The following is a 15,687-nucleotide window of genomic DNA, read 5'->3' as shown; positions in this document are numbered from 1 at the left end:
ATGCATAATCGCAAGAATCCAGACTTTGAAGGCTTTATCGCCGAAGCAAAGGGAACATTTAAGGATAGAATCTATACAGATTATCTCCGCCGCTTTGCTTATGGAATCGATGCTTCTTGCTATGCGTATGTGCCACGCGTTGTGGTAAGAGCGGTAAATGAGAGTGAGATTATCACGCTTTTTGCATTAAGTCAAAAATACAACACCCCGCTTACCTTTAGAGCAGCAGGGACTAGTTTAAGCGGGCAGGCGTGTAGTGACTCTGTGCTTGTATTAGCCAATGCGTTTTGGCAGGATATTGAGATTATAGGCAATGCAGAGAGTATCAAATGTGGCTGTGGGGTGATTGGGGTAGAAGCAAATGAAGCCTTAAAGCCCTATGGCAAAAAGATAGGACCAGACCCCGCGACAATCAATAATGCAATGATTGGTGGAATCTTTTCAAACAACTCTAGTGGTATGTGCTGTGGGGTGAAGCAAAATAGCTACAACACTATACAATCCGCGCGATTTATCCTGCATAATGGCACGATCCTTGATACAAGCAAGAATGCTAAGCCAAATGAAAACATAGAATCCTTTTTGCAAAAGCATAAAGATAAGGCAGATTCACTTCTAGCCCTAAGGGAAGAGATTCTGCAAGATAAAGAATTATGTGAGCTTATCAAGCGAAAGTTTGCTATCAAAAATACAACCGGTTATAGTATCAATGCCCTGCTAGATTTTAGCGAGATAAAAGATATTGTAAATCATCTTTTTATCGGCGCGGAGGGGACTTTGGGCTTTGTCTCTCAAGTAGAATATGAATGCGTGGAAGACTATGCCTTTAAAGCGTGTGCGTTGCTTTTCTACAAAGATTTAGCTCTTGGGGCGAAGGCAGTAGAGATTCTAGCGCATAATGAAAGCCTTGTGAGTGCGGCGGAGATTATGGACTATGCGTGTTTGGATTCTGCTAAAAGTTTAGAAAACGCCCCTAGTGAGCTAGAGAAAATACAAAGCAGGGCTTGTGCGATTTTGGTGCAGTTAGAATCTAGCACACAAAAGGAGCTAGATTCTAAAATCGCTTATATAAGTAAAGAGCTAGAATCTGTGCCAAGCCTTTTTGGCGTGCATTTTAGCAGCGATGAAAAGCTTATGGCGTCCTGGTGGAAAATCCGCAAAGCCCTTTTGCCTTTAGCGGCTGGGACTCGCCCAAGTGGGAGCATTGTCATCACTGAAGATATTTGCTTCCCTATCCACACTTTCGCACAAGGTATAGAATCCATTACTAAGCTTTTTGATAGATTTAACTTTCAAGGCATTATCTTTGGACACGCATTGAGTGGGAATGTGCATTTTATCATCACGCCAAATCTCAATGATGAAAAGGAGAGTCAAGCGTTTGGGGAATTTATGGAAGCGATGGTAGATTCTGTTATCTCCTTGCAAGGCAGCACAAAGGCAGAGCACGGCACAGGGCGTATGATCGCCCCCTTTGTAGAAAAAGAGTGGGGAGCTAAGGCATATAGTATAAATCGCAGGATAAAAGAGATTTTTGACCCACACGCCCTTATAAACCCTGATGTCATCATTAGCGATAATCCCCAAATCCACACGCAAAATCTCAAACAAAGCAGCGAGGTAGAGGACTTTATCAATCAATGTATGGAATGTGGATTTTGTGAAAAAGTCTGCCCTAGCAGAGAGCTAACACTCACGCCAAGACAGAGAATAGCGGTGCGAAAAGAAATCGCAAGGCTAGAGGCTTTGCTTAATGGGGCGGATTCTAAGGGTGTTATAGAATCTAATGCGAAGGCAGTAAGCACACAGAAAATAGGGCAGGGCAAAACAATCGCCGATTTTAGCCAAAGAGACAATGCGCAGAAACTAGAGGAGTTGAAGCGAGGTTATCAATATTTTGGCATCGAAACCTGTGCCACCTGCTCTATGTGCTCTCTCTCCTGTCCGCTAGAAATTGATAGTGCTAAAATCGCACAAAAGCTAAATCCTAGCACAAAGGGTGCAGTCTCTCGCTTCATAGCCACTCAAAGTGCCAAGCACTTTAGCCCCACACTTAGCCTTGCTAAAGGGGGCTTACATATTGCAAACTTTGGCTTTGCAATCTTTGGCAAAAACACGCTAAATACCCTAAGCAAAAAGATGAGATTCCTGCCCTATATCCCACGCTCACTGCCTAGGGCAAATGCCTACAGACTAGAATCTAAAAACTTTAGCCACTCTCATCACGCTTGTCGTGATGAAGCTTTAGGCGCACGCGTGGCTTTGCCGCAGCGGGCAAGACCCACGCCTTTGCGTGAGCAAAGCAATGCGTGGGATAATGGCGCACAATCTAGCCAAGTATCTGTCATATACTTTAGCACCTGTATCAATCGCTCCTTTGCTCCGCCATCACATCTACAAGACACAAGAGCTTTGCAAGAAGTCTTTGAATCTTTGTGTAAAAAGGCTAGTGTGAGCGTAGTGTATCCGCAAAATCTTAGTAATCTTTGCTGCGGCAAGGCGTATAAAGACTATCCGCAAAGTGCGGAAGCCAAACGCAAAGAAGTGTATAAGGCATTAGATTCTAGTGTGGAAGAGCTGCAAGGCAAGGGTGTAGAGCAAATCCACATCGTATGCGATCATAGCGCGTGTAGCTATGAGCTAAAAAGCGGATTACAAGAGCTAGATTCTACTCTCACCATTTTAGATATGCCAGAGTTTATAGAATCCACTCTTTTGCCAAGGCTTACTATCACGCCTTTAGATGAGGATATTGCGCTTTATGCGATGTGTGCGACAAGAAAGGGTAAATGGGATAAGTCTCTAGAATCCATTGCCAAAACCTGCACGAATGGCGAAGTCATTATCCATTCTAAAACGCAGTGTTGCGGCTTTGCAGGGAATAAGGGCTTTATTTGCAGTGAGCTTAATGCTTCAGCATTGCGGGAGCTAAGTGAGTTTTATAAAGATAGAAAATTACGCCTTGGCTTTTCAAGCTCTAGCACTTGTGAAATAGGGCTAAATGACAAAACAAATATCACTTGGCAGAATCTACTCTATCTTGTGGATTCTGTGAGCGCAAGCGGAGATAAGTAAGCACTCATAGATTCTACACGCAGATTCTATGAAGCTTGTAGAATCTATACGACTTTGAACTCTTCTGGGTGATCAAGCGCATAGAGGAAACGCTCCTTGTCTATACGCTTATCCCAAATGCTCACCATCACACAAGCAATCACATTGCCACATAGATTCCCAACCGCACGCATCTCGCTCAAAAATTTATCAATCCCAAGTATCGCTGCCACACTCACTGCTGGGATAAGCTGGCTACCATCGGCTGTCGTTAGTGCCGCAAGCGTGCCCGCTAGGACGATAAAGCCACTGCCTGTAACACCAACCGCACCCTTTGATGAAATCATCAAAATAAGTATAAGCGTCATCGTCTGCACAAAGCTAATGTGAATATCAAAGGCTTGAGAGAGAAATATCACCGCTAGACTTAGATAAATATTTGTCGCATCAAGATTGAAGCTATAGCCTGTTGGCATAATCAGCCCTACACTTGCTTTCTGCACCCCAGCACGCTCAAGCTTACGCATAAGCGGGGCTAGAGCCGTCTCGCTACTAGAGGTGGCAAATACCACAAGCACTTCTGCATAAATAAAGCGCATAAGCTTAAAGATATTGATCCCACCGATTTTGCAAATGATCCCAAGCACCACAAAAATAAACGCCAAAATCGATAATGCCATAGTCAGCAGCAGCATAATCATTCCGCCAATGGAGCTAAACCCAAAATGCGCGATAAGATATGCCATAGCCCCAAAGGTCGCTAGCGGGCTATACCAGATCAAAATCGTTAGCACTTTGAAAAATGTCTCTTGCATACTCTCAAAATATTTCAAGCATTTTTCTTTAAAGCTAGGTGCTGCAAAAGAGAGCAAGATAGCCACGATCAATGCCATTACTAGCACCTGCAATGTCTTCCCCTCGACAAATGGCGTGATAGGGTCGTGTGGAATCGCGCTTAATAGAATGTGATAGATTTCTTCACCTACACTCTGGGCTTGATTGCTCGCACCTTGAGCGATATAGCCCTCTACACTCTGGGCATCAAGGCTGGCTACATCAAGGTGCATTCCGTGTCCTGGCTTTAGCACCTCGCCAAACACCACGCCAATCACAAGCGCAAATGTGCTAACAACTTCAAAATAAATAAGTGTCTTTAGCCCAAGCCCACCTAGTGTCTTCAAGTCTTCAAGGCGGATGATCCCTGTAATAATGGTCAAAAATATAATAGGACCCATAAGAAGCTTTAGCCCTTTGATAAACGGGTCAAAGGTGTAGGATTTAGACTCTATACAGAAGTGATAGAAAAATGTTACCACAGCATTTGGGTGGCTATGGTGTAAATTCCCGATGATCCCAAATACCACGCCAAGCACAAGCCCAAGCAACACCCAAAACACAAGACTCTTTAAAAACCTATGATGTATAGGAGAGTGGCGATGTTTTCTCATAATACACCTTGTAGCAATAAGATTAGTAGGCTAAATTATACACTAGAAAAAAGATTAGAATATAGAGAAATAAAAGAAAGAAGCAGGGCTTGCGCCCTGTAAGAATCTATGCAAGCTTACCTTTAATATCAGCAACCCACGCTTTGATTCTCTCAGCTGTTTTGTCATCTTGATTATCTTCATCAAGAGCCAAGCCCACAAACTTGCCATCAACAACAGATTGAGAATCAGAGAATTCATATCCATCTGTTGCAGTTTGCCCTACGATTGTAGCACTATCTTTTGCTTTGTTGTAGATATGAGAGATCCCATCACAGAATGTATCAGAGTAAGTGTCTTGATCACCAAGCCCTACAAGCCCTACAACTTTTCCGGCAAAATCACCGCCACTTAGAGAATCTAAGAAGTCTTCCCAATCAGTTTGCAAATCACCACTACCATAAGTAGGTGTAACAAGGATAAGATTCTTAAATGATGCAAGCTGATCTTTGCTCGCACTTGCTACATCGATAAGCTCTGCATTGCCAAGCTCTGCTGCGACTTGCTCTGCTGCGTTTTTTGAATTACCGCCATCGCTACCATAAAAAATTCCAACCTTTTCCATTACTATGTCCTTTCTTAAGAAATTGAAAGCTAAATATGCCAAATTTGTTTAAACAGCGCAATAAGAATCCACACTAGATTCTAGGCTTGCTTGTAAAAATCTTTTGCGTATCTAGCGTGAGAGTGAGCATTTGAGATAGCGCGAATTGCCTATCAAAGTGATAAAATGCAAACCCCACATTAAGCCGCAAAAAATCATTTCTATACTCATAGTAGGCATTGATACGATTCAATGATCGCGCGTGGTAAAAGGGCAGCCCATTATACACGCTCTCCCCATACTCCGCGAAATACTGCATTTGTGGCTTGCCAAAGTAGTAGCTCTCTTCTAGCCCAAAGCCCTTATACTGCAATCTTGCCCGAAGCTCTCCTCCACTGCCATTGTAGAAATCCCCAAGTCCGCTAGCCTGTCTCTTGCGCTCTAAGCTCCCCAAAGCTGCTAGAGCTATCTCGGCTTTTTGCAAGCTCTCTTTTTGCACGATCTTAGCAAAATCCACCCCCAAAGCCACTTCATACAAAATCTTGTCTAAAAGCTGCGTATTAGGCAGGAGTGGATTGGCTGGATTTTTACTCCCATCAGCACTAAGTAGCTCTTCATTTTTGATGTGATAGAGTGCCACATTTGCACGCAAGCTCACAGCACTAAAGGCTGCAATGGATGCGTGTGCTAGGGCGTAAAACTCATCATACCGCTTGCTTAAATCCCCTCCATACCAATCAAACACAAACTCCCCATTTAACGCCAGCACCACGCCTTTTGTGTGTGCGCTTAGGGCTAGCCCATTGATATTTGGCGAGAAAAACAAAAAATCCGGACGAAAAAAGCTAAGCGGATAAGTGCCGATCAAATTTTTACGCGGGAAAATCCCCATAAATGCGCTAAAATCCTGATCCCTGTAAGCATAATACGCGCTGATATGTGCCTTTGTAGGGAAAGTAGCTGCGCCCATATTTTGCAGCACAAAGCCCCCAAACATCACCGCGTGCTTGGCATTGATCCCAACTCCTATCTCTGGGCTAAGTCGCAGAGCATAGAGTGTGCGCGTAGCCCAAAGCGCATTCTCGCCCTCTAAGTTATCAAGATAGGAGTCAAAGCCCAAGGAAGCACGCAGATCAAACATCGATCGCGTGGGGCTTTTGTGCGTAATGATAATGAGCTGCTCTGGGGCTACTTGCCCCTTAGACTCTAAGGCTACGCTATCTATGGGATCATCTTTAGGCACATTCACACCAAAGCACACGCTAATAGCACACAACAGCCCCAAACATACTCGCATACAATCTCCTATATCTTTGTGAGTATTGTAGCGCATTTGCCAGCTATGATAAATGTGGATTCTAGATTCTAATTTCACAAATTGATATGCTTAACAAGGAGATATATCAAGCATATTGTGGATTTGCTATAATGCAATAGGCTGGTTTGGTGGTGGCTGCTCTCTAGCCTTAGAGAGAGGAAAGTCCGAGCTACAAAGACAGGATTCCATTTAACAAATGGCTAGGGCGACCTAAGGGAAAGTGCAACAGAAAAGAACCGCCAAAAGTGGATTCTAGTCCCTAGAATCCACTTTTGGTAAGGGTGAAAAGGTGGGGTAAGAGCCCACCGGATTCTAAGTAATTAGACTCGCTATGCAAACCCAATCCGTAGCAAAAAGAGCGTGGTAAATGTCTTAATCTTTGCTCTTTGCTTGAGGTATATTGTGAAATATATCCCAGATAAATAGCCACCCTTGACAGAACTCGGCTTATACTAAGCCAGCCTTACGCAAACATTACCTTTACGCGCTACACTTCGCTAAATCACATCTAGGTATCATCTATGCAACAATTTCATTTAGACAATCTTGACTGCCCAAATTGCGCGGCTAAACTAGAATCCACTTTGCACAAGAGCCAAGGCATAGCACACGCACAGATCAACTTCGCCACAAGCACGCTACTAACTGATTGTGCCAATATGCAAAAGCTCCAAGACATCATCGCGCAAGTAGAGCCACAAGTGCGCATATCGCGCCAAGAAGACAGGCAGCCTAAGCGCAAAATTTGGACCAAAGAGCTAGCATTACTACTAGGGCTAATCATCATATTCCTTAGCTCTCTTGCCCTAGAATATCTCCTGCAAACACGCGCTGAATCACTTAGCAGCGCACTATCACTGCTACATATCGCGCTCTATGTGATCGCAGGCAAAGAAGTATTCAAACGCGCCTATGCCAATGCCAAGCGCAAGGAGTTTTTTGATGAAAATGTGCTGATGATCGTGGCATCAATCGCGGCATTTATCATCGGCGCGAGTGAAGAGGCAGTCGGGATTATGCTATTTTTTTCCGTAGGGGAGTATTTGCAAAATGCAAGCTTGCGCAAGGGTATGGACTCTATCAATGCCCTAGCCAATCTCACCCCACCACAAGCCCATAAAATCCACAATGGAAAAACTATTGACATCGCAGCTAAAGATCTTGTAGTGGGCGATGAAATCATCGTGCTAGCTGGAGAAGTCGTGCCGGTGGATTGCGTGCTACTTGATGAGATAGCTAGCTTTGATACAAGTGCCATTAGCGGAGAGTCTCTACCGCTTACAATCACACAAAATACACAGATCCTAGCAGGATCTATCACGCTAAGTAGCCCAGCGACAATGCGTGCGATCCGCCCTTATGCGACAAGCCAGATCGCTAAAATCACCGAGCTTATCGAAAATGCCACGGCAAAAAAGGCAAAGACAGAGAGCTTTATCACCTCTTTTGCGAGATATTACACACCTATTGTGTTTTTTGCCGCTTTGTGCATTGCTCTTGTGCCACCACTTTTTGCAAGCGGTGGATATAGTGCAAATCTTTATGATTGGGTGTATCGCGCAATTGTAGTGCTTATGGTAAGCTGCCCTTGCGCGCTTGTGATCTCTGTGCCGCTTGGGTATTTTGGGGGGATTGTGGCAAGCTCTAAGGTAGGTGTCTTGCTAAAAGGCTCAAGCTACCTAGAAGCCCTAAGTCAGCTTAGTATGCTAGGCTTTGACAAGACAGGCACGCTTACAGAAGGTAGCTTTAAGGTAGTGGATATTGTCCCAGAAAATGGCGTAAGCAAAGAGCGGATTCTAGGCTTTGCTGCTTGTGCGCAAGACCTATCCACTCACCCCATAGCCCAATCTATCAAGCAAGCCTATATGGATTTAGCCCACACGCATCATATCAGCGAGTTTGAAGAATTCTCCGGGCTTGGCGTGCGTGCTGTATGCGATCATAGGGAGATTATCGCTGGTAATGACAAAATCTTGCATAAATTTTCTATCCCGCATAACCATTGCGATATTGATGGCACAATCGTGCATATCAGCGTAGATAAGGACTATCTAGGCTATATCATCATCGCCGATACGCTTAAGGTAGAATCTAAACGCGTGATAGATGAGCTAAAGCAGCTGCACATCACGCCTATTATGCTAAGTGGCGATGGCGAGTATCCTTGCAAAATCGTAGGAGAGCAGCTTGGTATCGCTTATCACAGCCAGCTACTTCCACAAGATAAAGCAGCGTATTTTGAAAAGCTAAAAGCAGAACAAAAAGGCAAGGTCGGCTTTGTGGGCGATGGGATCAATGATGCCCCCACACTAGCCCTTGCTGATGTGGGGATCGCTATGGGTGGGGGGAGCGATCTCTCACGGCAAAAGGCTGATATGATCGTGCTAAATAACTCGCTAGATTCTCTCTTGCAAGCTATCAAAATCGCCAAAAAGACAAAAATAATCATTTATGAAAATATCATAATGGCACTTGGGATAAAGGGATTATTTATCATTTTAGGGATTTTGGGGGTGGCAAGTATCTGGGAAGCGGTCTTTGGCGATGTGGGAGTAGCCCTACTTGCCCTAGCAAATGCTATGCGCACAATGAAAGGCTCACACATAAAAAGATCCCAAAGCACCATAGAATCCAAATCCCACTAGAGTGAGATCTAGCGGAAATCTAGTGAAGAATCAAAGCTTTTAGGCAGTTATCTTGTGCTAGTCTTTTTCTAATCTTTTTTGGCTCGAGTTATGGCTGGCTGCTCATAATCCACATTTTCATCTCCACTAGCGCGCAAAAGCTCACCCATATCGATCAAAGAATCTTGCTTTGGCTTAGGGGCTGGCTGCTTGATCTCTTGTTGCGCTTGATTTGGAGTAATGATATTTTTCTCAAATCCTGTGGCAATGACTGTTACACGCATAAAATCCATTGGATTGCTTTCGCTAGTATTTGTCCCCCAAATAATATCCCCATCATCAGTGTCAGCAACTTCACTGATATAATTCAATGCTTCTGTTATTTGCACCATAGGATAATCAGGATGCATTTCAAAATTTAGCACCACGCCCTTAGCCCCACTGATAGAGAGATTGTCAAAAAGTGGAGATTCCACAGCATTGCGCAAGGCATCGATACAAGCATTTTCTCCAGATCCTTCACCTATACCCATAAGTGCCAAGCCCTTATGCTGCATAGCCTTAGTCAAATCGGCAAAATCCACATTTATATCACCGGCACCATACTCTAAAATCACACTTGATATACCCCTAGCCGCACGAGCCAACACATCATCAATATGGCGAAAACTCTCCCGTAGTCCAGTGTTTTTACCAATAATAGACAAAACTTTATCATTTGGGACAATGATGATAGAATCAGTGATTTTATTAAGCTCCTCAAATCCTCTTTGCGCAGTTTTTACACGCCTGCCACCTTCCATAGTAAATGGTTTAGTCGCAACAGCAACAGTCAATGCACCCAAATCCTTAGCGATCTGCGCCACCACAGGAGCCGCCCCCGTGCCTGTCCCACCACCAAGACCAACACATACAATCACCATATCCGCGCCACTAAGATACTGCTTAATCTCATCAGCACTCTCTAGTGCGGCTTTCTTGCCTACTTCATCATCTGCCCCAGCACCCAAGCCACTTGTGAGTCGCTCGCCTAGCTGGATTTTATTTGGCACGGGACTCACACTAAGATGCTGATAGTCAGTATTTGCCACAATAAGCGTAAGAGCTTGGTGCTGATTGTTGGCGTGAAGATGCGCTACCATATTTGAGCCACCACCACCAACACCAATCACAACAATCCTAGCTCCCTTTACCTGTCGTATTTCTTGAACTTCTATGTGAGTATCTTGCATCGCATTTCCTTTCTAAAATAATTTCTCTGCAGTTTTTGTGAAAATCTGCTTTAGTTTGTCAAGAGGAGACTCGCTCTTATGATCCACCCTTGATGCACTCATCTGGTTTCTTACTCCTTGTGTGAGATCTTCCTTGAGATTTGACAAATCTGTATCTAAAATATTTTGATAATCTCGATTTGGCGTATGTGGGAGCGAGTGCGAAAATGATGGCAAAGCTTCTTGGCTTTTTGTCTCTTTATGGCAGATTTTCTGCATAGAGTCTCGTTCATAGTTTGCGCATTTTCCTGCCCCATACCACACAAGCCCAAGCACCGTTGAATACGAAGGATCTCGCAGCTCATCATACAGCCCGGGCATCTCGATAGTTTTTGAAATCCTTACAGGCATATTATGAAAAAACATTTTCGCAATATCGCGGATACCCTGCATATTCATCATTCCACCTGTTAGAACAATCCCTGCGCCAAGCCTATCTTTAAGCCCACTTTGATCAATATAGCGGGCAAGCACATTAAAAGTCTCCAAAACACGCGCCCTAATCACATCTTGCACTTTAGGTAATTTCACAAAATGCACGCCATTATCCCCAAATGATGGCACTTCTATAAGCTTTTCATCCATCTGACTAGAATCATCATCGCCCCCCATACTCAAATCCCCATAGCGGATCTTCACTTCTTCAGCGGCAGAAGGGTTGGTATTAAGCGTTAGGGACAGATCTTTTGTAATATGATGCGATCCAACACCAAAAAAAGTGTTATATCGCATAGCATTGCCATCGTGGATCATAATCTCACAAGTGCTTCCGCCAATATCAATACACGCCACGCCTAGATTCTTCTCATCATCACTAAGCACTGCAATCGAAGAAGCATACGAAGCAAGCACGATATTTTGTATCTCCACACCAGCAAGCTGGATCGTCCTACGCAGATTCTCTAAGCTTGAGCGTTGGGCTGTAACAATATGTGTAAATACCTCTAATCTACGCCCCACCATACCCATAGGGTCTTCTATATGATCCTGATCATCAAGTCGAAACTTATAGGGAAGCACATGGATCACATCAAAATCCTCAGGGACCGATGCATTATAAACAGCATTATTCAACGCCTGACCTATCTCCCTAATGGTAATTTCATCTCCTTGGACATTATATACTCCAGAGCTCGCCTTGCTTTTAGTATATGCCCCAGATATAGAAACAATCGCTTTGTTTATAGACTCCGCCCCCTTAGCCTCTCTCTTTGCCTCTGCGACTGCAGCTTTAATAGCCTTGCTCGCACTATCGATATTGGTAACCACGCCCTTTGTAAGCCCTTGCGATTGATACCTGCCCACACCGATGATATGCGGCACACCATCAACCACATTAGCAATCACGACACAGATTTTGCTAGAGCCTATATCGATACCCAAAATCGTTTGATCCAAACTTTCCTCCTAACCCTAAATAAACTTCTTTATCTTGTAGCGTTGCTCTAAGAAATCAAACACAACCCTTGTCATTAACTCCATTTTCACCTGATTGACTAAAGCATCTATATAGCTATCTTTAGAATCCATAGGCGACACCGACTGCGAAACAATCCTAAACAAAAATGCGTTTTCGCCCATTATAGCATAATTTGTGCTTTTGTGGCTATCAAAGATATGCTGCAACAAGCCCATAGATGTGTAAAAATCAAGCCCACCTAGCGTATATCTCTGTGTAGAAATCTCTGCTTGCGTAGGAAATCGCGCGATAATCTTCTGCCCATTAAAAGTCTCAAGCCGAGCAGTCGCTAGCTTATGAAGCTGCTTTAATCTCTCGCTTTTAATGTATTCTTCTTGGATTTGTATGCGCACCTCATCAAAGCCGCGAGACTTTGGAGCATTTTTCTCCACAATCTTTAAAGTGATAAAATCATCGCCAAAAGGCATAGGCTTAAGTGTCGTGCCTTTTGCGCTAGATTCTAGTGCCTGAAGAATCTCTTGGCTATACTCGGTAGAATCTTGCGTGATCACCTGCACTTTGGCGTGTGTCTGCTCTGATTTTTGAAGTTTAGAATACTCTTTAAGTGCCTCTACACGAGCCTTTTGCTGCTGAAAGGCTAAAACCACTTGATCTTTTATGGATTCTGGGATCTCCTTGCTCTCTTGAGTAATGTAATTTTGCTCATAGAATTTTTGCAGCTCATCATCTTGATATGTTTGATCCTTTGTCGGCACGACAATCATCTGGACTTGATAGCTTGCTGGAGTTTGGTAGCTATCCTTATGTTCTTCCCAATAGCTTTTAAGCTCATCTTGTGTCGGCGCAATGGCTATGCTAGCCCCCTTGATCACACTAAGCTCTACAACATCTTGCAGTGCAAAACCAAAGCTCAAAGACTCTCGCTCAAGGGGCGTTATAGGCAGCGGAGCTTGCGTGATAATTTGCGGAAATATGAGTGATAAGATCTTTTGTGTGAGAAGCTGCTGCTGCACTTGCTCTTCAAAATACTGCTTGCTTATCCCATTAGAAGCGATAAACTGATCATACTTCTTGAGATCAAACACCCCATCTGTGCGCAAAGCTTCATACTCTCTCCCCGTGCTAATCTCTCTAGCGATCTCTTCATCACTTACACGCAAGCCCAGATCTAACGCGTAGTTGCGGATAAGCGCATTAGAGATAAGACCTCTTAGCACTTGCTCATCAAGCCCCATTTCCTTAGCTTGCGCTTCATCTAGCGTGCCGCCTTGCTGATAATTGCGCCGATCAAATTCGTTTTGATATGCTTGGGCAAACTCTGCTTTGCTAATGCTTATCTGCCCCACTTTAGCGACAGAATTCCCAGATAAAGAATAATCATATACCCCCCAAGCAAAGCCACCAGCACCAATAAACGCTATCGCACTAATCCAAATTGTAACCACAAGCCATTTTTTATGCTTTTGCATCCATTCAATCATCAAAAAATCCTACACACAAATATCCAAATCTCCAATAAACGCGCGATTGTAGCATAGATTAGCATTATCCACAATACACAATCCACCTAGGCGCGCCATAGCACACCTAAACACAACGCATAGGCAAGTTAGATCTACTGCAAGCGATAGATGATATTTTTGCCATTGTGATAAGACAGGATACTCACCATTCCAGAATCCACCATCAAAGCACGAGCATTGCTAATCTCACTAGGGAAGCCCAACACCCGCACTACCTCTTCGCTTACGAGATTTATCTCTACAATGACATTGTAATTTTTACTAAGGGCAAAGATATTGCCATTGTGCATTGCCAGTGCAGTAACATACAGCTCGCCTAGGTTGCGATTGTCCTTTAGCTGTGCTTTTGGTGTAAATTCACCAGATAGGATTCTATCGCTAAGGGCATATTTACTGATGACAAAGCTCTTTTTGTCAAGATTATTAGGCAGTGTAGCCATATAGAAATACCTAGAATCTGCCGTAATGCTTCCGGTGTGGTGGAACTTAGAGCGCACAGTATCAATCCTACCTCGCCCAAGCCCCTCACCCTGCCCTTCAAATCTATCGCCACCGCGCACAAAATCCGCAAACTGCAAGGCTTCATCTGCTTTATCATTTTTCCCAAATCGCAAATAAGTTTTATTTGATCCCATAAGGATATATTTGCCGTTGAGATAGGGGATCACGCCGATGATTGGATCAATAGTAGCAGAGAAAAATGGGTCGATTTCAAAGCTATCTGTAATGCGATACGCACTATCCATAAACATCACCTCAAATTTAGAGCTACCGACAAACTCGCCATTGATATATGCAAGTGAGTTTAAAGGCTGCGTAATGGGCAGCTCTTGCATAGATTGTATATGTAGCACTTTATCAATGTGAGCAAATGGCGAGTTTGCACTCTCATTATCAAATGTAATGCCAAGCTTTTTTTCATTAGGTGCAAACGCATAATCAGGTGCCTTGACATCACGCTTACCCAAAAAAGAAAAATCTTTATAGATCTTTGTTGTGCCTTCACTTGACCAAATGATATATTTTGGATTTAGTGAGAAGCGCACAGGATCGCTCTGCCCGCTAAATGGTGGCACTCCCGTGGCAACAAATGCTTGAAAGACATTAGAAGCAATCACCACCGCACTAATGACAAACGCCCCCATAGCAAAGCCTCCAAGCCTGCGGACTTTCTGCTCTCCCATCTCTTGCTCAAATGCCCCAAACCTAGGCGCGAGATAAAACATCACTCCAAGCAGCACAACCACCGCCCAGAACACCACTTCTGCCCAGAAATATGTATGCACCCCAAATACCTGCAAGCTAAAGCCTTGATCCAAATCCCTATGCGCGTGATTACCATAATGAGCAAAGCTTTGATACAAGCCAAATGCCGCCATAATGAGCAGCCAAGCGATGTATTTGCCCTTGATACCATAGCGCACGATAAAAAAGGCTATCACACCGATAAAAATCATCGACTCTCTCTGCGCCCAGCACAGCGTGCAAGGACTATCACCAAGCATATACCCAAAGACAAAATTTGCAATCCCCACAGGTAGCAGGATAATCAAAAACCCCGCCCAGCACATAAGTGTGTAAAAATTTTTTGCTTTTACAATTTCTTTTTCTTCCATAACACCCTCCTAAAGATTCATAATTGTCAAAAATGCGCCGGATTTATGCCCAATAAACATAAACGCCATAATTGCCCACGAAGCGATCACAAGCCTAAAAGCAAGCTGCTCTTTTTGCGGCTTTTTGATGAGCAACACCACTGCGACAAACACCAAGAGTAACTCCAAAAACTCCATACCACATCCTTTACAAAAAGATAAAGCACAATTATAGTCAATCTCTATTCCATTATAAAACTATTTTTACAAAACTATTGTTTTAGCATAGTGACAAAGGGTGTAACATCATAGTGCGCGATTTTGCTCTCCATTGTTTGCAAATAAGTAGAGAGATTAGCTTGATTGATGATATGCGTAGAATTGCGCAAGGCTTGGATAAAAATTCTATTCATATCGATATTATAATGCTCTGGGTCCATATAGTTGGCAATTTGCGCACTATAAGGCAAATCATCAAAACCATAAATACTGACATTGGGCAAATGCTCTGTTGCTTGCACAAGATAGGTGATAGACTCTTGCCATTTAGCAAGCTTATCGCCTCCGTGTATCCGCCAATGCAGAAGTGAGTAAGGCGGAATAATGAGAGAAAAATGCGTATCTGGGTGATCTTTGATAAAGGATAGCAGATAAGTTTGCAGATAGATTCTAGTCTCTTTGGCATCAGTGCTAGAGGTATTATCAATCTTTACAAAAGGCGCAAAATCAAAGCTCCTTAGACTCTCCATCATCGATGCCACTCTATCATTTTCGTGTGCTATCCAATTATCAAACCCACCAAAAAGATCAGTTACCCCACTTTCATTGACCAAAGCCCACGGCAGAAGCAT

The 15,687-nt window shown here is 43.6% G+C and carries 11 protein-coding genes and 1 other RNA gene; 3 read left to right on the top strand and 9 right to left on the bottom strand.

Annotated elements, in window-relative coordinates:
* Nucleotides 1–3,075, top strand: coding sequence for an FAD-binding and (Fe-S)-binding domain-containing protein (locus tag DX060_RS04510; protein WP_258552198.1), 3,075 nt, complete (start codon nucleotides 1–3; stop codon nucleotides 3,073–3,075).
* A 44-nt stretch (nucleotides 3,076–3,119) separates the two neighbouring features.
* On the opposite strand, the gene DX060_RS04500 is transcribed toward DX060_RS04510, so the two are convergent.
* The 3 genes from DX060_RS04500 to DX060_RS04490 all read right to left on the bottom strand — a co-directional run bounded on the left by DX060_RS04500 (nucleotide 3,120) and on the right by DX060_RS04490 (nucleotide 6,382).
* Nucleotides 3,120–4,502 carry a cation:dicarboxylate symporter family transporter gene (locus DX060_RS04500; protein WP_115011350.1) on the bottom strand — a complete coding sequence of 461 codons (1,383 nt, stop codon included), beginning with the start codon at nucleotides 4,500–4,502 and terminating at the stop codon, nucleotides 3,120–3,122.
* Nucleotides 4,503–4,608: 106 nt separating this feature from the next.
* Entirely contained in the window at nucleotides 4,609–5,106 is a 498-nt protein-coding gene (locus DX060_RS04495; RefSeq protein WP_115011349.1) for a flavodoxin, read from the bottom strand.
* A 73-nt stretch (nucleotides 5,107–5,179) separates the two neighbouring features.
* The gene (locus tag DX060_RS04490; protein WP_115011348.1) at nucleotides 5,180–6,382 is read right to left on the bottom strand and encodes a hypothetical protein; all 1,203 of its coding nucleotides are present in this window, start codon (nucleotides 6,380–6,382) and stop codon (nucleotides 5,180–5,182) included.
* 140 nt (nucleotides 6,383–6,522) lie between these two features.
* Here DX060_RS04490 and rnpB point away from each other — a divergent pair.
* Together rnpB and DX060_RS04480 are read left to right on the top strand one after the other, a co-directional pair.
* An RNA gene (gene rnpB / locus DX060_RS04485) (RNase P RNA component class A) lies at nucleotides 6,523–6,869 on the top strand.
* A 55-nt stretch (nucleotides 6,870–6,924) separates the two neighbouring features.
* On the top strand, nucleotides 6,925–9,048 hold the full coding sequence (locus tag DX060_RS04480) for a heavy metal translocating P-type ATPase (RefSeq protein WP_115011347.1): 2,124 nt from the start codon (nucleotides 6,925–6,927) through the stop codon (nucleotides 9,046–9,048).
* Nucleotides 9,049–9,116: 68 nt separating this feature from the next.
* Here DX060_RS04480 and ftsZ read toward each other — a convergent pair whose 3' ends face one another.
* From ftsZ to DX060_RS04450, 6 genes are all read right to left on the bottom strand, one after another.
* Nucleotides 9,117–10,259 carry a cell division protein FtsZ gene (gene ftsZ / locus DX060_RS04475; RefSeq protein ID WP_115011346.1) on the bottom strand — a complete coding sequence of 381 codons (1,143 nt, stop codon included), beginning with the start codon at nucleotides 10,257–10,259 and terminating at the stop codon, nucleotides 9,117–9,119.
* Between the two features lie 12 nt (nucleotides 10,260–10,271).
* Nucleotides 10,272–11,696 (bottom strand): cell division protein FtsA, encoded by a 1,425-nt coding sequence (gene ftsA, locus DX060_RS04470; protein ID WP_115011345.1) that lies wholly within the window; start codon nucleotides 11,694–11,696, stop codon nucleotides 10,272–10,274.
* Nucleotides 11,697–11,711: 15 nt separating this feature from the next.
* Entirely contained in the window at nucleotides 11,712–13,199 is a 1,488-nt protein-coding gene (locus DX060_RS04465) for a peptidylprolyl isomerase (RefSeq protein WP_115011344.1), read from the bottom strand.
* Between the two features lie 134 nt (nucleotides 13,200–13,333).
* Nucleotides 13,334–14,857: a disulfide bond formation protein DsbI gene (gene dsbI / locus DX060_RS04460; protein ID WP_115011343.1), complete on the bottom strand. Its 1,524-nt coding sequence runs from the start codon at nucleotides 14,855–14,857 to the stop codon at nucleotides 13,334–13,336.
* 9 nt (nucleotides 14,858–14,866) lie between these two features.
* Nucleotides 14,867–15,034, bottom strand: coding sequence for a disulfide bond formation protein Dba (gene dba, locus DX060_RS04455; RefSeq protein ID WP_115011342.1), 168 nt, complete (start codon nucleotides 15,032–15,034; stop codon nucleotides 14,867–14,869).
* 74 nt (nucleotides 15,035–15,108) lie between these two features.
* On the bottom strand, nucleotides 15,109–15,687 hold the full coding sequence (locus DX060_RS04450) for a hypothetical protein (protein ID WP_115011341.1): 579 nt from the start codon (nucleotides 15,685–15,687) through the stop codon (nucleotides 15,109–15,111).

The organism is Helicobacter canis (assembly GCF_900451095.1).
Lineage (GTDB): Bacteria > Campylobacterota > Campylobacteria > Campylobacterales > Helicobacteraceae > Helicobacter_B > Helicobacter_B zhangjianzhongii.
The sequence above is the reverse complement of the archived record's forward strand: the minus strand, read 5'-3'. Positions and strand labels throughout refer to the sequence as shown.